This window comes from Achromobacter sp. Root83, from assembly GCF_001428845.1.
Taxonomy (GTDB): domain Bacteria; phylum Pseudomonadota; class Gammaproteobacteria; order Burkholderiales; family Burkholderiaceae_B; genus Achromobacter.
The window spans coordinates 161,378-183,152 of the sequence record NZ_LMIU01000022.1; the positions used below are offsets into that span (position 1 = coordinate 161,378).

Here is a 21,775-nt window from a genome sequence, read left to right on the forward strand (position 1 = left end):
TTCCGCACATCAGGACTGCCCCATGGCCCATGCTCCCCAGACCAAGATTGCCGCCACCTACATGCGCGGCGGCACCAGCAAAGGCGTGTTCTTCAAGCTCGACGACCTGCCCGAATCGGCGCGCACGCCCGGCGCCGCGCGCGACGCGCTGCTGTTGCGCGTCCTCGGCAGCCCCGACCCCTACGGCAAGCAGATCGACGGCATGGGCGCCGCCACGTCCAGCACCAGCAAGACCGTCATCGTCGGCAAAAGCACCCGCCCGGATCACGACGTGGATTACCTGTTCGGGCAGGTCTCCATCGATCAGCCTTTCGTGGACTGGAGCGGTAACTGCGGCAACCTGTCGGCCGCGGTCGGCCCGTTCGCCATCACGAACGGCCTGGTCGACGCGGCCCGCATTCCGCAGGACGGCATCGCCATCGTGAGGATCTGGCAGGCGAACATCAAGAAGACCATCATCGCGCACGTGCCCATCACGGGCGGCGCGGTGCAGGAAACCGGCGACTTCGAACTGGATGGCGTGACCTTCCCCGCCGCCGAGCTGCGCCTGGAATTCATGGACCCCGCCGAAGAAGGCGAAGGCGGCTCCATGTTCCCCACCGGCAAGCTGGTGGACGACCTGGAGGTGCCGGGCGTGGGCACATTCAAGGCCACCATGATCAACTCCGGCATTCCCACGATCTTCCTGGAAGCCTCGGCCCTGGGCTACACCGGCGCGGAACTGCAGGACGACATCAACGGCGACGCCGCCGCGCTGGCGCGCTTCGAAACGATCCGCGCGCACGGCGCGCTGCGCATGGGGCTGATCAAGAACCTCGAAGAGGCCGCCAGCCGCCAGCACACCCCCAAGGTCGCCTTCGTGGCCCCGCCCAAGGAATACGTGTCGTCCAGCGGCAAGAAGATCGGAACCGCCGACATCGACGTGCTGGTGCGCGCGCTGTCCATGGGCAAGCTGCATCACGCCATGATGGGCACGGCATCGGTGGCCATCGCCACCGCGGCAGCGGTGCCCGGCACGCTGGTCAACCTGGCCGCCGGCGGCGCCGAACGCGACAACGTCTGCTTCGGCCATCCGTCGGGCACCCTGCGCGTGGGCGCCCAGGCCCAACTGGTGGATGGCGAATGGAAGGTCACCAAGGCCATCATGAGCCGCAGCGCGCGTGTGCTGATGGAAGGCCGCGTACACGTGCCGCGCGTGGGGTTCTGACCGGGGCGCGTCAACGCGCGCACCGCGTTTTCCAGGGGTTTCAAGCCGATTTTGTGAATTGCGAGCCGCGAGCAAAGGCTCGCAATTTACATTTTCGGACCGGGCTCAGGGGCTTGAACACTAGACGCCGTCCGCGTCCGCCCCTATACTTAACAGATGTTGTAATTCATCACCGGACCCCACCGATGCTCAGTCATCGGGGGCACCCGTCACACGGTCGCGCACAGCGGCCCGGCGCCTGCGCCGAAACACCACAACCCAGCCCCAGGCCCCACTGCCGGCGGCTGCGGAACAAACCCCTGCTTACCCGGCAGGAACATTGCTCACCGCATTGAGCCCGTCTGCGTCAACGGCACCCGTGTCCGCGACGCCTGGGCCCTATGCCGCGGCAAGGCACCAATACGGTGTGTCTTGTGTCTGTCCGCTCCGGGCTGCCATCCCCTGCCCGGCCGGACAGGCACGCGATCGCGCGCTCGAAACGAAAACAATGCGTCCGCGATCCACTGGTGTTTCGCCCGCGCCATGGGAAGGCCCGCCGCCCATCGCACCCCGCGGAAACGGCGACCACGCAGCCACGGCCCCTTGGGCTGACGCGGCTGTCGAGGAGTAAGGACCCACAAGATGCAAGAGACAGTTTTCTTCCAGTTATCGGCGACCACCGCCATCCTGTTGCTCGCCGGCTTCTACGGCGCCACGTTCCTCATGTCGCTGTTCATCGGCCAGAAGAACGAGAATGTCGACGGCTACATGGTGTCCAACAACGCGGTCGGCTTCGGCCTGTCGACCGCCAGCATGATCGCCACCTGGATCTGGGCCGCCTCGTTCTATGCCAGCGCCACGTCCGGCTTCAAGTACGGCCTGTCAGGCCCGCTGCACTATGGCTTCTGGGGCGCCCTGATGATTCTCTTCATCTATCCCTTCGGCAAACGCTTCCGGCAACTGGCGCCCAAGGCGCACACGCTGGCCGAAGTGATCCATGCGCGCCACGGCGCGTCCAGCCAGATGATCATGGCGGTATCGAACATCGTGGGCAGTTGCATCAGCCTGATGGTGAACTTCACCGCGGCGGGCGCGCTGGTGTCCATACTCAGCCCGCTCAGCTTCATCCAGGGCGTGCTGATCGCCGGACTGGGCGTGCTGTCCTATACGTTGTGGTCGGGCTTCCGGACATCGGTCATGACCGACTTCGCGCAGCTCACCGCGATGATCATCGCGGCCGTCATCATCATCCCGCTGATCTTCTTCAATGCCGGCGGCCCGGACGTGCTGCAGGCCAACATGTGGCGCCTGAACAGCGATCAGGCCGACTTCTATTCCACCAAGGCCATCATGGAGCAGGGCGCGCCCTACTTCGTTGCGGTGCTGGCCTACGCGATCGGCAACCAGACCATCGCCCAGCGCCTGTTCGCCGTGCGCGAAGACCTGATCAAGCCCACCTTCCTGACCGCCACGGTCGGCTATGGCGCCGTGGTGATCGGCTTGGGCATGCTGGGCCTGCTGGCTCTGTTCGTCGGGCTGGAGCCCGCCAATGGCGACCTGAACAACATCATTCCGCAGATGGCTTCGACCTATCTGCCACCCTTCGGCATCGCGCTGTTCTTCCTGCTGGTCGTGGGCTCGCTCTCGTCCACCGCCGACTCCGACCTGGCCGCGCTGTCCGCCATCGTCATGACCGACGTCTACGCCAAGAACATCGCCCGCGGCCGCCCGGACCCGCGGCGCATGCTGTGGTGGGGCCGCGCCACCATGATCATCGCCACGATGATCGGCGTCATTTTCGCCAGCCTGCGCCTGGATATCCTGGTCATGCTGGTGTTCGTCGGCGCGCTGTGGGGCGCCATCGTCTTCCCGGTGATCGCCAGCTTCTACTGGGACCGCGTCAGCAACCGGGCCTTCGTCTGCTCCGTGCTGTCGGCGGTGGTGCTGTTCACCATCGTGCGATTCGAGCTTGTGCCGATCCAGGGCGCCGTGGCCTTCTTCTTCGAGCTCTTTTCCGCCATCGGCGGCGCCGTGGTCCTCGGGCTCATGGCGTTCGGCTTCCTTGGGCGCCGCATCGCGATCGCCGTCGGCGCGATTACCTTTGCCGTCCTGCTGCCCTTTTTCATCGGCACGCTGCGCGACTACATCGTGCTGATGGGATCGCTGACCGCCTACGGCGTCAGCGCGACCGTCTGCGTGGCCTTGAGCCTGCGCAATCCGCAGCGCTTCGACTTCGGCCTGCTGGCCGAGCGCGTCACGTCGTTCCACCGCGAGCAGCAGGCCGTCTCGAAACCGCAGGCGGGCAACCCCGTCGTGGAACCGGTCAAAGCTTGATTGCCCGCCCCCCCACACACCAGGAGATTGATATGTTGTTGACCGCTTACTTTCTGATCTGGCCGGCGATATCCGCCGCCATTCTGGCGATCCTGTGCGTAACGCTGTGGAAGGACATTCGCGCCGCCCGGCGCGGCGGACAGTCGATGATCTGAACCGGCGCGGTGGCCTGTCTGGGCGGGCCACTGCGCCGGCGTCACGACGGCGCTGCTGCGTTCCCCAACACCTTCAACAACGCCACGCCCGCCGCCACGATATTTCCGTCCACGCTCAGCTCGCCTTGCATGAACACCAGGCTGGACGTGGCGCGCACCATGCGCCCCCGCGCCTCCAGGAACTGGCCCGCGCGCGCGGCCGCCAGGAAATGCGTGTCAAGCTGCACGGTCACGCAGGCGCGCCGCGCAAGCGCTTCCCATGCGATGGCGCTGAGCGAGTGATCCAGCAGCGCGGTCAGCAGTCCGCCGTGCACCACACCCGCGGGATTCAGGTGTTCTTCCGTCGCCAGCAGGCCATACGCCCAGCCGTCCGCTTCCTTGCGGGCCCACAACGGGCCGATCAGCCCCGCGAATCCGGGCAGCAACTTCTGCCGCCATCCGTCCGCGCCGAGCGATTCGAGTGTCGGCATCGTGTTCATGGGATCAGTTCCGGGTTGCCAGCAGTTGCGACAAGGCATTTGCCTCGGCCTGAAGCTCCTTGGCCAGGGCGTCGACACGCGCCGCGTCGAGCTGCTCGGCCAGGCCCGCGGCCACCAGCGCGTGGGTCATGCGTTGCTGCCTGTCCAGCACCGGCACCGCGATCACGACAACGCCGTTGATGTAGTTGTTCCGGTCCAGGCTGTAGCCCAGGCGCCGCACGGCGTCCACGTCCGCCTTCCAGGCGTCGAATTCGGGCGCCTGATCCCAGCGCAGGCCCTTGAAGCGGCGTTCCAGTTCCTTGTCCGAAAAATCCGCGAATGCCGCCACCAGACGGCCCGTCGCGCTGATCAGCGCGGGGAAACGGCTGCCCACATCCACATGCAGGCGGAATGGCGCGGTCGAGCGTGACAACGCCAACACGACCATATGGTCGCTGCCCGCGACTTCGACGCCGATGGCGGTGACGTTCGCCGCGTGGGCGATCTTGTCCAGCACCGGTTGCGCCAGGGTAGGAAACGGGCTGCTTTCGATCACGCTGCGGGCCAGCGTCAGCATGCCCACGCCCAGGCTGTAGCGCTTGGTGCCGGCGTCGACCTTCACCAGCCCCTCTTCCACCAGGACCCGCAGGATGTGCAGGCAGGTGCTGGTGACCATGCCGAGTTCCTGCGAGATCGTCTTCAAGGTCATTGGCTCACCGCCCTTGCCCAGCAAGCGCAGGATCGCGATCGACCGCGTCACGGCGGGGACCGCCCGAACGCGCGGGCCCGCGGCTGCCGCGGGTTCCTGGGTACTGGTTTCGCTCATCTGACTCTCCGTTTTTATTGCGGCAAGCATACCTTGCGCGGGGCCGCAGGATAGGACCTGCTCGACCTGATAATTATATATATACAATTGATAGACGTGGTTGACAATTTAAATCGCGGCGCGCATAGTCGCTTCAACAGATTGCGGATCCACACAGGTACGACGAAATGACGAAGCTGACCGAGACCACTTCTTATGCGGACGCCCAGGCGCTTTGCTCCGCCGACAAGCTCTGGGAACTGTTCGATGGCGACCGCGAACGGATGAACATCGCCCACGAATGCATCGACCGGCACGTGGGCCGCGACCAGCCCGCCATCATCCTGGTGCGCGCGGCCGGTGGCGACGAGTCCTATTCCTTCCAGCGGATCTCCGAGGAATCCTCGCGCTTCGCGCATTACCTGGCCGAACAGGGCATTCGCCCCGGCGACCGGGTCGCGGTGATGCTGGAACCGTCGCTGCCGTTTTACGTGGCCATGTTCGGCGCCATGAAGATGGGCGCCATCGCGGTGCCGCTCTTCACGCTGTTCGGCCCCGACGGCATCCGCCTGCGCGTCCAGGACTGCAAGCCCCGCATGCTGGTGACGAACGCCGAAAAAGCGCCCCTGGCCGCTGGCGGCGCAGACATGCAGGTCGTCATCGCGGACGATGCGTTCATCGGCACGCTGGCCGCCTACCCCTCGCGCTATGACTGCCGCACGCGTGCCGACGACCTGGCCATTTTTCAGTACACATCAGGCACCACCCGCGAACTGCCCGACGCCGTCAAGCACACCCACCGCGCGCTGGTCACGTTGATGCTGGCCGCGCTGTATGGCACCGGCGTGCGCCCGGGCGACCGCTTCATGTGCCCGTCGTCCCCCGCCTGGGGGCACGGACTGTGGCACGGCACGCTGGCGCCGCTGGCGCTGGGCGTGACCATCGGCGCCTACGCCGGCAAATTCAATGCCGAACGGCTGCTGCGGGCCCTGCAGGAACACGGTTTCAACAACATCTCGGCGGCCGCCACGCACTACCGGATGATGCGAAATTCCGGCGTCGCGGACCAGTACCGCTACCGCCTGGACAAGGTGTCCTTCACCGGCGAACCCATCGACAGCGAAACCTCCGCGTTCGTGGAATCCACCTTCGGGCGGCCCGTCTGCAGCATGTACGGCACCACCGAAATCGGCGTGTGCCTGGTGAACTATCCGGGCGCGCCGGACTTCCCGGTCAAGGCCGGGTCGCTGGGCAAGCCCGTGCCCGGACTGCGCGTGGAAGTCCAGGACACCAGCGGCCAGCCCTGCGCGCCCGGCGAAACCGGCGAACTGAAACTGTGGCGCCGCGACGAATGGGTCGCCACCAAGGACTTGGGACGCGTCGACGAAGACGGCTACTTCTGGCACGGCGGCCGCGCCGACGACGTCATCATCTCGGCCGGCTGGACCATGAGCGCCGTCGAAATCGAAGACGCCATCCTGAAGCATCGCGACGTGTCCGAAGCCGCCGCCATCGGCGTGCCGGACCCCTTGCGCGGCCAGGTCGTCAAGGCCTTCGTGGTGTCCGCCCGCTCCGGCGACGCCGCCTTCATCGAAGAGATACAGGACGCGGTGCGCAGCCGCCTGGCGCAGCACGAGTATCCGCGCCAGGTCGTGTTCGTGGCCGAACTGCCCAAGACCCCCGCCGGAAAGATCCATCGCAGAAAACTGCGCGAGCAAGAGCTGGCGGCCGCCAGCGCGACGCCCGCCAGCGCCGCGCACGCCTGACAAACCGTTCACCCCCCTATCCACACCCAGGAGACATCATGCTGACCACGACCAAGACCGAAAGAAGCTTCCCGAAGATCACCGAACGCGGACTGGACGAATTGCGCGAACGCATCGGCGTCAAGATCGGCGCCACCGCCGAACCGTGGTGCTATGAAGCCACGCGCGACAACATCCGCCACTACGCCCACGGCATCGGCGACGACAACCCGCTGTGGTCGGATCCCGAATACGCGGCCAAGACGCAGCACGGCGGCATCATCGCCCTGCCCAGCTTTCTTTTTTCCACCAGCCGCATCGTGTCCGGCTACGTGGGCGGACTGCCCGGCGTGCACGCCATGTGGTCGGGCGCGGACTGGACGTGGCACAAGACCGTCAAGCGCAACGACACCATCTCGACCGAAGCCCACCTGAAGAACCTGATCGAACACCAGACCCGCTTCGCCGGCCGCGCCGTGCAGCAGATCTATCACGTGGACTTCTTCAACCAGGACGGCGACAAGGTGGCCGAAGCCGATAGCTGGTGCTTCCGGACCGAGCGCGACCACGCCCGCGAACAGGGCAGCAAATACAAGGAAGTGCGCGCCCGCGAGCCGCGCCGCTACAGCCCCGAGGAAATCAAGGAAGCCTACAAGCTCTATGCACAGGAAGAAGTTCGCGGCGCCACGCCGCGCTACTGGGAAGACGTGAAAGAAGGCGAAGCGCTGCCCGTGATGTTCAAGGGCCCGATGACGGTGACGGGCTTCATCGCCTATGCGCAAGGCTGGGGCGGGCTGTACATCCGCGCCAACAAGCTGGCCTGGCAACTGATCGACGCGCACCCCGGCGTGGGCATCACCAACCGCTTCGGCATCCCCGACGTGCCCGAACGCGTCCATTGGGAAGAAGAGTTCGCGCTGGAAGTCGGCGCCCCCGGCGCCTACGACTACGGCCCCGAGCGCAATTCGTGGCTGACGCACCACCTTACCAACTGGATGGGCGACGCGGGCTTCCTGCGCAAGTCCACCTGCAAGATCCGCCGCCACAACCCCGAAGGCGACATGCTGTTCTTCAAGGGCAAGGTCGTGCGCAAGTACGTCGAAGACGGCCGCCATCTGGTCGAGATCGAACAAGAAGCGCGCAACCAGGACGACGAGCTTTCCGTGCTCGGGTCGGGTGTGGTTGAATTGCCCACCCGCGGTTAAACGTCGGAAAAAATCGAGGTCAGCGATGTCTGGTTCATCCGAGCTTGCTGCACCCGCCCCCGCCGCCCCCGCCCGGGGCGCGCTGGAGGGCCTGCGCGTCATCGATCTGTCCCGCGTGCTGGCGGGGCCGCTCTGCACGCAGATGCTGGCCGACCAGGGCGCGGACGTGATCAAGGTCGAACCGCCAGGCGGGGACGAGACGCGCACCCTGGGGCCGCCCGTCAACGACGACGGCGACGCCGCCTATTTCACGGCCGTCAACCGCGGCAAGCGCGCCATCGGACTGGATCTGTCCCAGGCCGCCGGCCGCGACGTCCTGCTCACCCTGCTGGCCGACGCCGATGTCCTGATCGAGAATTTCATTCCGGGCACGATGGCCAGATGGGGGCTGGATTACGAGGCGGACCTGAAGCACCGCTACCCCCAATTGATCTACTGCGCCATCTCCGGCTTCGGCGACGACGGCCCGCTGGGCGGACTGCCCGGCTACGACGCCATCCTGCAAGCCATGTGCGGACTGATGAGCGTGAACGGCGATCCGGCCAGCGGCCCCACCCGCATCGGCATCCCCATCGTGGACCACCTGACGGGCTACACGGCGCTCTCGGGCATCCTGCTGGCGCTGTATCACCGCGCGCGCACCGGCCAGGGCCAGCGCGTGGAGGTCACGCTGTTCGACACCGCGCTAAGCCTGCTGGTGCCCCATGCCGCCAACTGGATGCACACGCAGCGCGCGCCCGGCCTGCTGGGAAGCGCGCATCCCAACATCGCGCCCTACGACCGTTTCGCGTGCCAGGACGGCGCGATCTTCCTGGGCGTGGTGAACGACCGCCAGTTCCGCCGGTTCTGCGACTATGCCGGCCTGACGGCCCTGCTGGAAGACCCGCGCTTTGCCACCAACCGCTCGCGGCTGGAACATTGCGACGCCCTGCGCGGCGCCATCGAGAACGCGCTGTCGGATCGGCCACGCGATGCAGTCTGCCGCGACCTGATGCGGCTGGGCGTGCCGGCTGGCCCGGTCAATAGCGTGCCCGAAGCCTTCGAACAGGCGCACACGGCCCATCGCGGCATGCGGATCGACAAAGACGGTTATCACGGCATCGGAACGCCCGTCCGGCTGTCGCGTGCGCCGGCCCGCGTGGACCGCCTGCCCCCTGCTTACGCGCAGCACACCGACGAGGTCCTCCGGGAGGCCGGCCTCGTCGACTCTCAAATCGCGGCCCTGCGGGAACAGGGTATCTTGCCGCGCTGGCCTCCTTCCAAGCCGTAGCCGCAGGTAATGCCATCAAATAAAAAATCGAGGAGACCACCATGAAGACACTACGCCTCATCGCCGCGCTAGCCGCGCCGCTATTGTTCTCACTGTCCGCCGCGGCCGCGGATAGCTACCCGTCAAAACCCGTCAAGATCATCGTCCCCTATCAGGCGGGCCAGGGCACCGACGTGGCCGGACGCTATCTGGCCGAATATCTGGCCCGCGACCTGGGCCAGCCTTTCATCGTTGAAAACCGCCCCGGCGCGGGCGGCAACATCGGCGCGTCCGAAGCCGCGCGCGCGGCGCCCGACGGGTACACGCTGCTGATGGGCACCAATGGCACGCACGTGCTGAACCAGTACATGTATGCGTCCACCGCCTTCGATCCCGAGAAGGACTTCGCGCCCATCATGCTGGTCAGCTCCTTCCCCATGGTGCTGCTGACCACGCCCGCCTCGCCCTATGCCAGCCTGGCCGATCTGCGCAACGCAACCAAGGCCAAGCCCGACAGCGTCAACGTGGGCATGCCCAGCACCACCGCGCGGCTGGTCTTCGAACTGCTCAAGCAGCAAGGCGTGAACAGCCTGCGCGGCATTCCCTACAAGGGATCGGCCACCGCCACGACGGATCTGCTGGGTGGCCAGGTCCAGGTCGGCATCGACACCGTCAGCGCGGCGCGTTCGTTCATCACCGGCGGCAAGCTGCGCGCGCTGGCCGTGACCTCGTTGAAGGAATCCGCCCTGCTGCCCGGCGTCCCGTCAGTGGCGGCGCAAGGTCTGGACGGCTTCCAGGTCATCGCCTGGAACGGGCTCTACGCGCCGAAGGGCACGCCGCAGGCGGCCATCAATACCTTGAACGAGGCGCTTGCGAAGATCCTGGCCCGTCCCGAAGTGCGGCAGAAGCTGCTGGACCTGGGCCACGAGCCCGGCGGCGGCACGCCCGGGGAGCTGGCTTCGTTTGCCCGCAGCGAACGCCTGAAGTGGCAGCCGCTGATCGTGCAGGCCGGCCTGAAGGCGGAGTAAGGCTAAGGCTGGACGGCGGCAAGCTTGGGGCGGCTTGCCGCCGCCACCGCCGCGGCCAGCGTGATCAGCGCCGCGCCCGCGGCAAACACCGCGCGCAGCCCGGCCGCAAGCGCCTCGGGCGATCCGCCCATCGGATCCGCCACCCCGGCGCCGGCGGCGAACAGCGCGCCCATCGCCGACGCGCCGGTGATCAAGCCCAGGTTGCGGGACAGGTTCAGCATGCCCGACACGGCGCCGCGTTCGCCGCCACCGATGCCGCCCATCACGGCCGTGTTGTTGGCCGCCTGGAACAGCGCATAGCCCGCGGTAAGCACGGCAAGCGGAACGATGTACCCCGCCACGCCGAACGCCGCGCTCGCCGCCGGCAGCGTGGCCGAAGCGGCCGCCATCGCGATCAATGCGGCCAGCGCCATGGCCCGCGCGCCAAAGCGATCCACGCAGCGGCCGGCGGGCACGCCAGCCAGGGCGGCCACGAGCGGACCACAAGACATCACCAGCCCAGCCCGCGCGGCATCCAGCCCCAGCGCGCCCGCCAGGTAGAAGGGCCCCACCACCAGGGTCGCCATCATTACCGTGGCCACCAGCGCGCTGGTGGCAAAGCCGCCGGCCAGCACCGCGTTGCCAAACATGGCCGGCCTGATCAAGGGATGCGCGGTCCTGTATTCAACCCTGATGAACAGGCCCAAACCGGCCGCCGCCGCCGCAAGCAAAGCGCCATTGAGCAATCCAAAATGGCCGCGCCCCAGCGTCATCGACAATGCGTAGGCCGCCAGCGTCAGCGCCAACAGGGCGTTGCCCAGGCGGTCGAAGCGAACCGCTGTCTGCGCGGGATGCCGCCGATCGGCCGGCAGATGGCGCAGGGCCAGCCAGAACGTCAGCACGCCCAGCGGCAGATTGATCAGGAAGATCGCCCGCCATCCCGCCCCGGCGATCAGCGCGCCACCCAGCGTCGGGCCCAGCGCGGTGCCGACCGCCGACATCGTGCCCAGCCAACCCATGACGCTTCCCGTCCGGCCCTTCGGCGCCGCCTCGCTGGCGAAGGCCATGGTCAACGCCATCAGTACAGCGGCGCCCAGGCCCTGCGCGGCGCGCGCCGCCACCAGGACCCAGAGGTCCGGCGCCGCGCCGCACAGGACCGACGCGGCGGTGAACAGCGCCAGCCCCGCCAGCATCAGCCGCCGCCGGCCCAGCAGATCGCCCAACCGGCCGGCGCCCACGATCGCGGCCGTGATGGCAAGCAGATAGGCCAGCACCACCCACTGCACCGCCTGAAACGACACGCCGAACGCCTGCGCCAGCGTTGGCAGGCCGACATTGGCGATGCTGGTGCCCAGCGATGACAGCAGCGTCGCCAAGGACAGGCACGCCAGCAGGGCGAAGTGCGGCGGGGAAGGCAAAGGGAAATCATCGGAGTCGGGCATGATCGTGTCCAGCAAAGGGAAGACAAGACCCAGCGTAGGCCCGGCGCACGATTGGCGGAAGACGCAGCATTTGCACTGAATACCTGCATGCGACGCCATGTCGTGCTTTCCCGCCGCGCGGCGGACGTGCTACGTTTGCCGCATGACCATGCCCGACCTCAATCTGCTGATCACCCTGGACGCGCTGCTTGCGGAAGGCAGCGTGGCGGGCGCGGCCCGGCGTTTGCGCCTGAGCCCCTCGGCCATGAGCCGCGCGCTGGCGCGCCTGCGCGACACCACGGGCGATCCCCTGCTGGTGCGCGCGGGGCGCGGCCTGGTCCCCACCCCCCGGGCGCTGGAACTGCGCGAGCGGGTCGGCGTGCTGCTGAGGGACGTGGAAGGGGTGCTGCGCCCGGCGGAGCATCTGGACCCGGCGCGGCTCGTGCGTACGTTCACGCTGCGGACCAGCGACGGTTTCGTGGAGAACTTCGGCCCCGCGCTGCTGGCCCGCATCGGCGCGCAAGCGCCCGGCGTGCGGCTGCGCTTCGTTCAGAAGACGGACAAGGACAGCGCGCCGCTACGCACGGGCGCCGTGGACCTGGAAACGGGCGTGGTGGGGGATTCCGCCAGCCCCGAGCTGCGTACGCGCGCGCTGTTTCAAGACCGCTTTATCGGCGTCATGCGCGCGGGCCATCCGCTGAGCCAGGGCAAGGTCACGCTGGCGCGCTACGCGGCCGGCCGCCACGTCCTGGTGTCGCGCCGGGGCCTGGACTCGGGGCCCATGGACGAAGCCTTGAAGCGGCTGGGGCGCGAACGCGGCATCGCCGCCGTCACCGGCGGCTTTTCGGCCGCGCTGGCGCTGGCGCGGGCCTCGGACCTGATCGCCACGGTTCCCGAACGGCATACCGAAGCCATGCGGGAAGGCATGCGCGGATTTTCCCTGCCCTTTCCGATGGAGCCCTTCCTGGTGTCGATGCTCTGGCATCCCAGGATGGATGGCGACGCCGCGCATCGCTGGCTGCGCGGCTGCGTCCTGCAGGCATGCGGGAAGACTGCCCCGGATTAGGGCCTGGCCACGGGTCCTGACCGGCGGCCCGGCCGGGGCACGGCCTGGCCCCCGGCCTATGCCAGCCCTATTGCTTGGGCGCGCTGGCCGCCAGCGCGTCGAACTGCTTGTCCAGTTCGGCCAGCGAATCGCGGATGTGCGCGCGGCGGTCCTTGATCCACTTGTCCTGCGAGGCGAGCTGTTCGCGCGCTTCCTTCAGCATGCGGTCCATTTCCTTGGGCTGGGGGCCGCCGCTGGTGGCGCGGTTCTTCACGATCGCCACGGGATCCAGCGTCGCGCGGAACTCGGCTTCGCTCATGGGCAGGTCGGTGCCGTACTTCGAGTCCTTCATCGTATCGGCGTAGATGCGGCGCGCCTGATCGTAAGGAAAGTCCAGCGGCTTGATGTTGTTGGACTTGGCGTACGACACGACTTCCGACGCGAAATGATGCCCCGCGCGGAACGGCAGCTTGTACTTGTGCATCAGCACGTCGGCCAGTTCCTGCGACGCGGTCCAGTCGCTGTTCAGTTCTTCCAGCGCGCGGTCGGGGCTGATGACCATGGCCTTCAGCACGCGGTCCCAGCGCTTGAGCGCGGAAATGCCGCTGTCGACCATGGCCGAGTTCTGCTTCACGTCCTTGGGGTCGCTCATGCCCGGGGTGATGTTGTGGGTCTGCATGATCGGCCCCATGGCCAGCGTCACGGCGGTCGACGCGTCGCTGCGCGTGTCGTTGAGCAGGCCGGGATTGCGCTTCTGCGGCATGGCGCTGGACACGTAGGTATTGCCGCCGCCCTCCTGCAGCAGGATCCACGGGCGCGACTGCGCGTACTGCGTCATCACGTCTTCGACGAAGTTGCCGGTGCGCAGTGCGATGCTGGTGACGATGGACGCCACTTCGACCGGCTGGTCCATGGACGAGATCTGCGAAGCGTCGTAGGCGTTGTCCACCAGCGCGGCGAATCCAAGGTATTGCGCCATGCGCTTGCGGTCCAGCGGCCAGCTCGTGCCGTTCAGCACCGTGGTGCCCATGGGCGAGCGGTCGATGCGGACGTAGGCTTCGCGGATGCGCTGCGCGTCGCGCGCCAGGCCGGCGGCCTGCCCCAGCAGGTAGTGTCCATAGCTATTGGGCTGCGCCGCCACGCCGTTGGTGTAGTTCGGCACGATGGTGCCGGCATGCTTGGCCGCCAATTCCACCAGCGATGCCGACGTGATGTTCAACTGGTCGGCCAGTTCAAGCAGCTTGTCGCGCAGGATCGCGCTGCGGTAGGTGGCGTGCATGTCCTGGCTGGAGCGGCCGGCATGCAGCAGGGTGATGTCCTCGCCCGCCGCCTTGATCAGCAGGGGTTCGAAGGTGATGACGGTGGCCGGCCGCTTCGCGCCCGGCTGGTTGCCGTCATGGATGACCTTGGCCACGCCCGCCGCCAGGCGCGGCGCCATGGCCTTGTCCAGCAAACCTTCGTCGGTGTTGATGACCGTCGTGGCCTTGTTCATTTCCCCGAGCCAGAAGAAGGGGTCGCGCGGCGGGGACTGCTGGGCGGCCGCGGGATTGGCGGCCAGCGATAGCACCAGGGCGGCGCCCAGGGCGGGAAGAAACTGTCTCATGGCGTTCTCGTTATAGGGGTGGCCGGACAGTGTATCCAAGGGTCACGCTCGACGGCATCCTGTATTTCACGGAGGCCGCAGGGTCCGGGAAGCAAAAAAAAGGCTGGCCCCGGAAGGCCAGCCTCTGCGCGTGCGCCGGAACGGTTGCGCTTAGAAGCGCCAGCTCACGTTCACGGTGCCGGTGTTCTGGCGGTTGCCGTCGCCAAACTGGCCCGAGTAGGCCAGGCCCAGGGTGGCGTTCTTGCTCATCGCCAGGTCCACGCCCAGTTCCATGACCGCCGCGTCGCGCGCCAGCGGATTGCCCGCCACGGTGAAGGGCTGGCTGCCGTCGAACGACATCGTCGCTTCCGGATTGACGTCGCCGTAGGCGTGGCGCCATCCCAGCATGCCGCGCAGGCGGGCGGCGGTTTCCTTGACGTCGAACGTGGTCTGCGCGCGCAGGCCCAGCGTGGTCGTGCCCACGTGGTTGGTGCTGCTCTTGCCGCTGAGCGCCGCGTCGCCGCCCGATTCCGAGAAGCCGCGGGTGCGCAGGTCGCTGAAGTCCGCGCCGAAGAACGGTTCAAGCGTGACGCGCTCGGTCAGCGGAATCGCATAGCCCACATCGGTGAAGATCTGGCCGGTGCTTGCGCTGTAATCGGCCTTCAGTTCCTGGCGCTCGCCCGCCGCGTTGATGTTGCGCTTGCTGTCGATGTCGTGCCACGTGTAGGCCAGGCCGGCGGTGAAGTTGATCTTGCCCGAGCCGGCCTCGAACGACTTGCCGCTATAGAGGATCGCGCTATAGCTGTTCACGTCGGATTTCGCGGAACGGTCGTCCACGGTGATGCTGCTGTCGGTGTAGCCAAACGCGCCGCCCAGGCGCCAGCCGTTGCCCACGCCGTGGTCCCCGCCGACGAAGATGCCGACGTCGCGTTCACGGGACTTGGCGACGTTGCTATTGCCGTCCATCGTGCGCCAGTTGCCGAAGACCTGCGCCCACATCGGCTGCGCGGCGGAGCGCGGCAGCATCGAGGCGTCGCCGCGGCCCACTTGCGCCGTGGGGGGGCCCGGGATGAAACCGGCATTCATGTTGGCGCGCAATTGCGCGGTGGGCAGGCTGGCGACGTTGTTGCTGACGTTCTGCATCGCGGACACGCTGCTGCCGAACGATTCGCCGGACAGGTCGGCGAACACGCCGGCCGGGGTGCCCTCGGGCAGGTTGAGCACACGCGAGTACAGCGAACTGGTGGCGGGCATCGTCTGCACCGCTTTCGCGACCGAACGCTGGTTGCCGGTAACGGCCAGGTCGGCGAACTCGATGGGACGGGTTGCGCCGCCGCCGGTGTTGCCGCCGGTGTTGCCGCCGGTATCGCCGCCGCCGTTGTCCACGGGCGGCGTGACGGGATCGACCGGAACCGTCTTCAGGTTGACGCTCAGCACCACGTCATTGCCCTGATAGGCCAGCTTCGGATCCAGATAGGCCAGATTGCTGGACAGGCTGTCGAACTTGCCGTTCAAGCCGCCGTCCGCGGTGACGATCGTGTAGTTGGTCGCCGCGGCATAAGCGCCGCCCGCGCCCACGTGCAGCACCGAGCCCGCCAGGTTGGCGGCACCCATGGCGTGCACGGTGTCGCTCTTGCCGTCCGGCGTGGCATCAACGCGATAGGTCGAATCCGCGTTGAAGGTCAGGTCGCCGTTCACCGTGAGGGCGCCGACCGGCGTCTTGGCGGTGCCGGGCGAAAGGGTCGAACCCGCGAGCAGCGTCGTCGGGCCCACATCGCCCGAACCGGCCAGGGTGCCGCCGATCGACATCAGGCCCTTCACTTCCTGCTTGGACAGGGTCAGCGTCTTGCCCGCAGCAAGGTTCAACTGGTTGACGCTGATCTTGGCCTTCGGCGAAAAGTCGGCGTTGACATTCAGGATGCCGCTGCTGGCCGTGATGGCGCCCGTGATATCGCCGCCCTCGAAGTTCAGGGTGGACGCGCCAAGGCGGACATCGCCAGCAATCGTACCCGTGTTGGTGATGACCATCGGCACGGTCGCGCCCGCGACATCCAGCGCCACGTCGTCGATCTTGCGCTCGATGGTGCCGGTGTTCAGGATGCCGCCGATCACGGTGGCGTTATTCACCACGATGCCCGCCTGGAGCACATTCGTGTTGACGATGCGCCCGCGAACCTCGCTGCCGCCGGAGACTTCGAGCCCCACGCCGGTACCGTAGCTGCCCGAAATCCGGCCGTCGTTCAAAATGTCGCCATAGACCACGGTGCCATTCAGGACCTGGACGGCGAACGTGCCGGTCAACTGGCTGCCGACCTGGTTCATGATCGAACCGTTCAGGGTCGACGCGTCCAGCTTGATGCCGGCGCCCGTGCTGGACGCATTCCACAAACTCCCATTGTTGATGATGTGGCCTGCACGCTGTGCATTGTTGATCAGGCTGATGGAATCGTAGCCGCCGGTATTGATGAGATCGGCAACAACCACCGGGCCGCCATCTTGAATATACGGCCCGCCCGCGGCGAAGGCGGACGGCGCACCGAAAGGCGAAGCACTCAGGCTGAGCAGCAGGGCAAGACGAGTAAGCGGAAAGCGGCGAGACATTTTGTAGTGACCATGTAAATTTCGTTTCGGAAATGTACAGATCATTGCATCGCTATACCTGAGCAAATCTGAGCAATTTGTAAAGTGCGCTGTATATCCTGAATTTAGCGGCACAAAACGCGCTAAATAGCTAATTTTACGCGACGATAAAATCCGGCCCGTCAATCTGTGGCGATACAAATAGATGCTTTCAAGCAACAGCTGTCAGATGTCGACAGGCGACGCGCAGCAGGAAACCCTAATCGGATTCGGTCCACGGGCCGGCCGGCTTTCGCCCCAGCCCGGGAACGAGTCCGCTGAGTCCGCTCAGTCCGCGCGGTGCAACGGCAGGCTCAGGCAGAAGCACACGGGCTCCGCCCCGCCCGCGGTCTCCAGGATGACCGTCCCGCCCAGACGCTCGGCGATCGATTTGACCAGGTACAGACCCAGGCCGGCGCCCGGATGGCGCAGCGCATTCTGCCCCCGGTAGTACTTCTGGAACAGGCGCTCCTGCTCGGCCGGCGGGATGTGGCTGCCCGGGTTGGAGACCGCGATGCGCAGCACGCCCCCCTCCTGCTCAACCGCCACGGTCACCGTCCCGCCCTCGGCGCAATGCCGGTCCGCGTTGGCCAGCAGATTGCGCAATGCGATGTGCAGCATGCTGGCGTCGCAGGCCAGGACATGCGCGCCAGGACCGTAGGCGCATTGGATGCGTCCGGGCGGGAACTCCCGGCGCAAGTCTTCCAGCAGCGCCGGGACGTCGCATCGGGTCATGCGCAGCGCGGCGCGCGGCTCGCGCATGCGGTCATCGGTCAGGTATTCGTCGACCAGGGCCAGCAGGCGCAGCGCGGCGTCGCGGATGTTGCCGCAGCGCGCCAGGCTTTTCTCAACCGGCGCGGCAAGATTGCGGCCCAGTTGCTGCGCCGACGTCGTGATGATGGCCAAGGGCGTGCGGAATTCGTGCGACACCATGGCCACGAACTCGCGCTGCTCCACGAACATCTGGCGCTCTTTGTCCAGCGAGGTGCGCAGCTCGCCCTCCAGCGCTACCCGGCGTTCGATTTCGCTCTGCATTTCGGCCGTGCGCAACACGACCTCCCGTTCGAGCCGGTGGCTGTGCTGGCGCGCCAGCTCCGCGGCCAGATTGGCCTGCTGCCGTTCCTTGAAGCGGCGCTGCCGCTCGTAGCGCCCCACGATGAACAGGCTCAGCAACAGCATATGCAGCATCGTGCCCAGCGTGGAGACGTACTCCGTGAAGGCGTTGACCGGGAAGACACCCAGGTTGCGCAGAAAGGCGATCAGCACGCTCACATAGAACACGCCGAAGGCCACCGCGAAAAAGCGCGCCGGCCGCCACCCGCGTTTCAGCAAGTAAACCGCCAGGGCCGAAAAACCGACGATCAGCAACAGGGCCAGCGCCTGGATAGGCTGCATGCCCCAGGCGTAATGCCCCGTCACGACCAGCGTCGCGCAGGCCACGGCGATGCCCCAGAACAGCGCATCCAGCCAGCGCACCGTGCGCGGATAAAGCGCGGCAAGGTTCAATTGGCGGCACGCGATGCGCAGCGCCACGGGCAGGCTGACGGCGATGCCGACGCCCAACAGGCGGTCGCTCCAGGCGACCGGCAGGCCCGTGAGCTGCTGCACCAGTCCCAGCGACAGCACTTCATTGAAGACGCAGTTGCCGATGTAGGCCAGGAACAGGCCGCTCATGGGCGCACGCGTGACCAGCCAGAAGGCGGCGTGCGCGCAAATCAGCAGCAGATAGAAACCGAAGTACAGGCCGAACAGCAGCCCCTCACGGCGCGACTGGTTGTCGAACGCCAGACGCTGCCAGACCTCCAGGCGCGCCGCCAGCGCATTCTTGCTTTCCAGCCGCACCAGGATGACGTAGTCGCCCGCGCTCGGCGGATTGAATTGAATGACCGGGCTGCGATAGTCCACCGGCCATTCGGCGCGCGCCAGGTCCTCGCCGCTGCGTCCCAGCGGCGCCCATCCGCCGCCTCGGCTCACATAGGCGCGCACATCGTCCAGCAGTGCATTGCTCAGGCGCAGCATCCAGCCGCCCTGCGGAATCTGGTCCACCCGTACCGGCAAGCGCAGCCAGACCGTCGCCGGCGTGAAGCCCGCGCTCAGGTTGCCGGGCAGCGGCGTCCAGCCGGGCGCGTCCGCGGCGGTGGCGGCATCGAGCGAGCCATTCGGGTCGTCCAGGCGCTCAAGATGGCCCCCGGCGTCCTCCACGCCAACCTGCCCGTCCAGGCGCAGGGGCGCCGCGCGCGCCTCCGCGGCCAAGAACAACATGCCGGCCATCAACCACGCCAGCAGCGCGAGCCACGCGCGTGTCGTGGGGTAATATTTCCGCTTCATCAAGTCGCAAACCCTACGCATTTCCGTGCAACCAGGCAGATTACACCAGCCCGCCGGCGGCATTTTCACAGGCAACGCATGCCTGATGTGATCCTGCTGGAAGACGAACCCGTGCTGCGCCAGGAACTTGGCGAATTTCTGGAAGAACTGGGCTACGCGCCACTATGCGTATCCAGCCTGAAGGAATTCGACCAATGCTTCGACGCCGGCCGCCATCGGCTTGCCGTCATCGACATCGGCTTGCCCGACGGCTGCGGCCTGGACCTGATCCAGCGCCTGCGCCAGGAGGGCCAGCAGGTCGGCATCGTCGTGTTCAGCGCGCGCCACACCGGCCCGGACAAGATCGCGGGCCTGGGAATGGGCGCCGATCATTATCTGGGCAAGGGCTGCGACCTTGACGAGCTGGCCGCCACGCTGGCGGCGCTGGCCCGGCGCCTCGGCCTGCAACGGCCTGGCGAAGAACAGCCGCCCGCCGAATGGCTGCTGGACGTGGGCCCGCGGCGGCTGCGCATACCCAACGCGCCGGCCGTTCCGCTGTCGCAGCAGGACCTGACGGTGCTGCGCTGCCTGATGAACCGGCCAGGCGAAAACATCAGCCGCCGCGAGATCATCGAATCCCTGGGCGCCGATTTCCTGGAATACGACCAGCGCCGCCTGGATACGCAAATGCGCCGCTTGCGCCGCCGCGTCGAAGCCGTCAGCGGCCAGACGCTGCCGGTCAAGACACTGCGCAACAGCGGCTTCTGCTTCTACCTGCCGGCGCAAGTCCAGGCCTGAGGCGCGCGCGTGATGTGCCGGGGCTGCTACAGCGGCGCCGGATCGCCCCTTAGCCGGATTTCGGCCACTGTCGTGGCGCCGCGCTGATCCAGCGAAAATTCATAGCGGCCGGCGTAGCGCAGGGCCAGGCGGCGGCAGAGATTGCCCAGGCCGCCCGCGCTCTGGACCAGATCGAAGGGCGCCTGCAACTGGCCCGGGTTGTCGACCGCGATGATCAGCACATCGTCCTGAAGGCGGGTGCGGATGTGGATCACGAACCGGTCGCGCTCTGAACGCATGCCGTGCTTGATCGCATTCTCCGCCAGCCCCTGCAGGGTCATGTGGGGTATGTTGATCTGCAGCGTGGCCGGGTCGATCTGGCACCGGCATTCGAGCTGCCTGTCAAAACGCAGCGCCTGTATGCGTATGTAGGCCTGGGCCGCCTCGATGTCCTCTTCCAGCCGGCACAGGCCGCGCCCGCGCCTGTCCAGCGAATAGCGCAGATAGTCGGCCAGTCGGCGCGTCATCTCTTCGGCAACCTTGGGGCGATCGGCGATTTCCGCCACGATGGTGTTGAGCGAATTGAACAGGAAGTGGGGCTCGATCTGTAGCTGCAGATGTTCCAGTTCCAGTTTCAGTGACCGGGTCTCGGCCTTCATCTTGGACATGCGTTCGGTGCGCGCTGCCAGTTCGGCCGACACGCCGAAGTAGATCAGCGTCCAGATGGACAGTATTCCCATGTAGTAGATGAAGGCCAGCCGGTATTGGTTTCCCGGTATCACCCGGATCATCCCCGGCAGGAACAGTTGATTGATGGCATAGGCAATCGAGGCCAGCAACGCCGACGCGGCCACGCACAGCAGCACCGCGCAGGCCAGCACCAGCAACGGCGAATCGGCCTTGGCCGGCCGGCGTCCGTGCAGCACGGCGGCCGCGCTGGTCATGACGAACGCCAGCGGCTCCAGCGCCAGCGTGAGCCAGAACGCCGCGACGGCATTGCCGAACACGGCCAGGCGGATGAAGTAGCCGATGACAGCAAGAAAAACCCACCCCACGACCTGGGCGCGCCAGAATCCCGGGGAAGATTCCCCCTGGCTGAGTCCCTGGCCGATCGAAGTCAATATCATGGAAAGAATATACTCGCCACATCCCTGGCGCCTGAGAGAACCATGCTACGCGTGCTGATCATCGACGACGAGGCGCCGGCGCGGCGCTACCTGCGCCGCCTGCTTGAAGCCGCGCCCGCGGTCCAGGTCGAGGGCGAGGCCGCCACGGTCGAGCAGGCCAGACGCTTGATGCGGGACCATCAGCCCGATGCCATTTTCCTGGATATCGAACTGGCCTCCGGCACGGGCTTCGATCTTCTGGACGGCCAGGAATCCGCGGCCTCCGTTGTCTTCGTTACCGCGCATACCGACTATGCCGCCCGTGCCTTCGACGTCGAAGCGGTCGACTATCTGCTCAAGCCGGTCTGCCCCGACAGGCTCACGCAGACGCTGGCGCGGCTGCGCCCCCGCGCGGCCGGCCACCTGTCCATGCGAACCAAGGCCGGCACCCGGCTGATCAAGGTTCAGGAACTGACCGTCATGCAAGCCCAGGGCGACTATGTGCGCCTGAGCAGCGCCGCCAATGCGAACGAGCTGATGCACATCACGCTCAAGCGGCTGGCGGCGCAGCTTCCCTTCCCGCCCTTCTGCGCCTTGTCGCGCTCGGTCATCATCAATCTGGAGCATGTCTCCCATTTGTCGCAACTCGCCGGCGCGCAGACCGAAGTGACGTTCAACAACGGAGTCGCGCCCATCGTCCTGGGCCGCGTCGCGTCGCTGCGCCTGCGGCGCGCGGTGGCGCAGGCATAAAGCCCGCGCCGCCGCCTTGGCCAG

Annotated in this window: 17 protein-coding genes; 10 read left to right on the forward strand and 7 right to left on the reverse strand. The window is 66.7% G+C overall.

Features of this window, described 5'->3' with window-relative positions:
- The first annotated feature begins 22 nt into the window (after positions 1 to 22).
- The 3 genes from prpF to ASE30_RS29600 all read left to right on the forward strand — a co-directional run bounded on the left by prpF (position 23) and on the right by ASE30_RS29600 (position 3,675).
- Positions 23 to 1,207 carry a 2-methylaconitate cis-trans isomerase PrpF gene (prpF, locus tag ASE30_RS16540; protein ID WP_057285373.1) on the forward strand — a complete coding sequence of 395 codons (1,185 nt, stop codon included), beginning with the start codon at positions 23 to 25 and terminating at the stop codon, positions 1,205 to 1,207.
- Between the two features lie 621 nt (positions 1,208 to 1,828).
- Complete coding sequence (locus ASE30_RS16545) at positions 1,829 to 3,520, forward strand: sodium:solute symporter family protein (protein ID WP_057285374.1); 1,692 nt, start codon at positions 1,829 to 1,831, stop codon at positions 3,518 to 3,520.
- Positions 3,521 to 3,552: 32 nt separating this feature from the next.
- Entirely contained in the window at positions 3,553 to 3,675 is a 123-nt protein-coding gene (locus ASE30_RS29600) for a putative transporter small subunit (RefSeq protein ID WP_235515276.1), read from the forward strand.
- 41 nt (positions 3,676 to 3,716) lie between these two features.
- Here ASE30_RS29600 and ASE30_RS16550 read toward each other — a convergent pair whose 3' ends face one another.
- On the reverse strand, positions 3,717 to 4,154 hold the full coding sequence (locus tag ASE30_RS16550) for a PaaI family thioesterase (RefSeq protein ID WP_057285375.1): 438 nt from the start codon (positions 4,152 to 4,154) through the stop codon (positions 3,717 to 3,719).
- A gap of 4 nt (positions 4,155 to 4,158) precedes the next feature.
- A complete protein-coding gene (locus tag ASE30_RS16555; RefSeq protein WP_082601609.1) occupies positions 4,159 to 4,959 on the reverse strand; it encodes an IclR family transcriptional regulator in 801 nt (266 codons plus the stop codon).
- 167 nt (positions 4,960 to 5,126) lie between these two features.
- Here ASE30_RS16555 and ASE30_RS16560 point away from each other — a divergent pair, with 167 nt between their 5' ends.
- From ASE30_RS16560 to ASE30_RS16575, 4 genes are read left to right on the forward strand one after another with little or no spacing between them, the layout of a single operon-like run.
- Positions 5,127 to 6,704 carry an acyl-CoA synthetase gene (locus ASE30_RS16560; RefSeq protein ID WP_057285377.1) on the forward strand — a complete coding sequence of 526 codons (1,578 nt, stop codon included), beginning with the start codon at positions 5,127 to 5,129 and terminating at the stop codon, positions 6,702 to 6,704.
- Positions 6,705 to 6,742: 38 nt separating this feature from the next.
- Positions 6,743 to 7,888 (forward strand): MaoC family dehydratase N-terminal domain-containing protein, encoded by a 1,146-nt coding sequence (locus ASE30_RS16565; protein ID WP_057285378.1) that lies wholly within the window; start codon positions 6,743 to 6,745, stop codon positions 7,886 to 7,888.
- A gap of 25 nt (positions 7,889 to 7,913) precedes the next feature.
- Entirely contained in the window at positions 7,914 to 9,158 is a 1,245-nt protein-coding gene (locus ASE30_RS16570; protein WP_057285379.1) for a CaiB/BaiF CoA-transferase family protein, read from the forward strand.
- Between the two features lie 41 nt (positions 9,159 to 9,199).
- The gene (locus ASE30_RS16575; protein WP_057285380.1) at positions 9,200 to 10,165 is read left to right on the forward strand and encodes a tripartite tricarboxylate transporter substrate binding protein; all 966 of its coding nucleotides are present in this window, start codon (positions 9,200 to 9,202) and stop codon (positions 10,163 to 10,165) included.
- A 2-nt stretch (positions 10,166 to 10,167) separates the two neighbouring features.
- On the opposite strand, the gene ASE30_RS16580 is transcribed toward ASE30_RS16575, so the two are convergent.
- Positions 10,168 to 11,586, reverse strand: coding sequence for an MFS transporter (locus ASE30_RS16580; protein ID WP_156407691.1), 1,419 nt, complete (start codon positions 11,584 to 11,586; stop codon positions 10,168 to 10,170).
- Between the two features lie 142 nt (positions 11,587 to 11,728).
- Between ASE30_RS16580 and ASE30_RS16585 the strand changes: the two genes are divergently transcribed.
- The gene (locus tag ASE30_RS16585) at positions 11,729 to 12,631 is read left to right on the forward strand and encodes a LysR family transcriptional regulator (protein ID WP_057285909.1); all 903 of its coding nucleotides are present in this window, start codon (positions 11,729 to 11,731) and stop codon (positions 12,629 to 12,631) included.
- Positions 12,632 to 12,698: 67 nt separating this feature from the next.
- Here the strand turns inward: ASE30_RS16585 and ASE30_RS16590 are convergent, their stop codons facing one another.
- The 3 genes from ASE30_RS16590 to ASE30_RS16600 all read right to left on the reverse strand — a co-directional run bounded on the left by ASE30_RS16590 (position 12,699) and on the right by ASE30_RS16600 (position 19,139).
- On the reverse strand, positions 12,699 to 14,213 hold the full coding sequence (locus ASE30_RS16590; protein WP_057285381.1) for an argininosuccinate lyase: 1,515 nt from the start codon (positions 14,211 to 14,213) through the stop codon (positions 12,699 to 12,701).
- Positions 14,214 to 14,363: 150 nt separating this feature from the next.
- Entirely contained in the window at positions 14,364 to 16,793 is a 2,430-nt protein-coding gene (locus tag ASE30_RS16595; RefSeq protein ID WP_162259931.1) for an autotransporter outer membrane beta-barrel domain-containing protein, read from the reverse strand.
- 306 nt (positions 16,794 to 17,099) lie between these two features.
- Positions 17,100 to 19,139 (reverse strand): sensor histidine kinase, encoded by a 2,040-nt coding sequence (locus ASE30_RS16600; RefSeq protein ID WP_057285383.1) that lies wholly within the window; start codon positions 19,137 to 19,139, stop codon positions 17,100 to 17,102.
- 78 nt (positions 19,140 to 19,217) lie between these two features.
- On the opposite strand from ASE30_RS16600, the gene ASE30_RS16605 reads away from it, so the two are divergent.
- On the forward strand, positions 19,218 to 19,916 hold the full coding sequence (locus ASE30_RS16605; protein WP_057285384.1) for a response regulator transcription factor: 699 nt from the start codon (positions 19,218 to 19,220) through the stop codon (positions 19,914 to 19,916).
- A 26-nt stretch (positions 19,917 to 19,942) separates the two neighbouring features.
- Here ASE30_RS16605 and ASE30_RS16610 read toward each other — a convergent pair whose 3' ends face one another.
- The gene (locus ASE30_RS16610; RefSeq protein ID WP_057285385.1) at positions 19,943 to 21,022 is read right to left on the reverse strand and encodes a sensor histidine kinase; all 1,080 of its coding nucleotides are present in this window, start codon (positions 21,020 to 21,022) and stop codon (positions 19,943 to 19,945) included.
- A 42-nt stretch (positions 21,023 to 21,064) separates the two neighbouring features.
- Between ASE30_RS16610 and ASE30_RS16615 the strand changes: the two genes are divergently transcribed.
- On the forward strand, positions 21,065 to 21,751 hold the full coding sequence (locus tag ASE30_RS16615; RefSeq protein WP_057285386.1) for a LytTR family DNA-binding domain-containing protein: 687 nt from the start codon (positions 21,065 to 21,067) through the stop codon (positions 21,749 to 21,751).
- The last annotated feature ends 24 nt before the right edge of the window (positions 21,752 to 21,775 follow it).

Coding starts and splice junctions, on each gene's coding strand:
- prpF (WP_057285373.1), top strand. CDS start 23: ATGGCCCATGCTCCCCAGACCAAGATTGCCGCCACCTACATGCGCGGC.
- ASE30_RS16545 (WP_057285374.1), top strand. CDS start 1,829: ATGCAAGAGACAGTTTTCTTCCAGTTATCGGCGACCACCGCCATCCTG.
- ASE30_RS29600 (WP_235515276.1), top strand. CDS start 3,553: ATGTTGTTGACCGCTTACTTTCTGATCTGGCCGGCGATATCCGCCGCC.
- ASE30_RS16550 (WP_057285375.1), bottom strand. CDS start 4,154: ATGAACACGATGCCGACACTCGAATCGCTCGGCGCGGACGGATGGCGG.
- ASE30_RS16555 (WP_082601609.1), bottom strand. CDS start 4,959: ATGAGCGAAACCAGTACCCAGGAACCCGCGGCAGCCGCGGGCCCGCGC.
- ASE30_RS16560 (WP_057285377.1), top strand. CDS start 5,127: ATGACGAAGCTGACCGAGACCACTTCTTATGCGGACGCCCAGGCGCTT.
- ASE30_RS16565 (WP_057285378.1), top strand. CDS start 6,743: ATGCTGACCACGACCAAGACCGAAAGAAGCTTCCCGAAGATCACCGAA.
- ASE30_RS16570 (WP_057285379.1), top strand. CDS start 7,914: ATGTCTGGTTCATCCGAGCTTGCTGCACCCGCCCCCGCCGCCCCCGCC.
- ASE30_RS16575 (WP_057285380.1), top strand. CDS start 9,200: ATGAAGACACTACGCCTCATCGCCGCGCTAGCCGCGCCGCTATTGTTC.
- ASE30_RS16580 (WP_156407691.1), bottom strand. CDS start 11,586: ATGCCCGACTCCGATGATTTCCCTTTGCCTTCCCCGCCGCACTTCGCC.
- ASE30_RS16585 (WP_057285909.1), top strand. CDS start 11,729: ATGACCATGCCCGACCTCAATCTGCTGATCACCCTGGACGCGCTGCTT.
- ASE30_RS16590 (WP_057285381.1), bottom strand. CDS start 14,213: ATGAGACAGTTTCTTCCCGCCCTGGGCGCCGCCCTGGTGCTATCGCTG.
- ASE30_RS16595 (WP_162259931.1), bottom strand. CDS start 16,793: ATGTCTCGCCGCTTTCCGCTTACTCGTCTTGCCCTGCTGCTCAGCCTG.
- ASE30_RS16600 (WP_057285383.1), bottom strand. CDS start 19,139: ATGAAGCGGAAATATTACCCCACGACACGCGCGTGGCTCGCGCTGCTG.
- ASE30_RS16605 (WP_057285384.1), top strand. CDS start 19,218: ATGCCTGATGTGATCCTGCTGGAAGACGAACCCGTGCTGCGCCAGGAA.
- ASE30_RS16610 (WP_057285385.1), bottom strand. CDS start 21,022: ATGATATTGACTTCGATCGGCCAGGGACTCAGCCAGGGGGAATCTTCC.
- ASE30_RS16615 (WP_057285386.1), top strand. CDS start 21,065: ATGCTACGCGTGCTGATCATCGACGACGAGGCGCCGGCGCGGCGCTAC.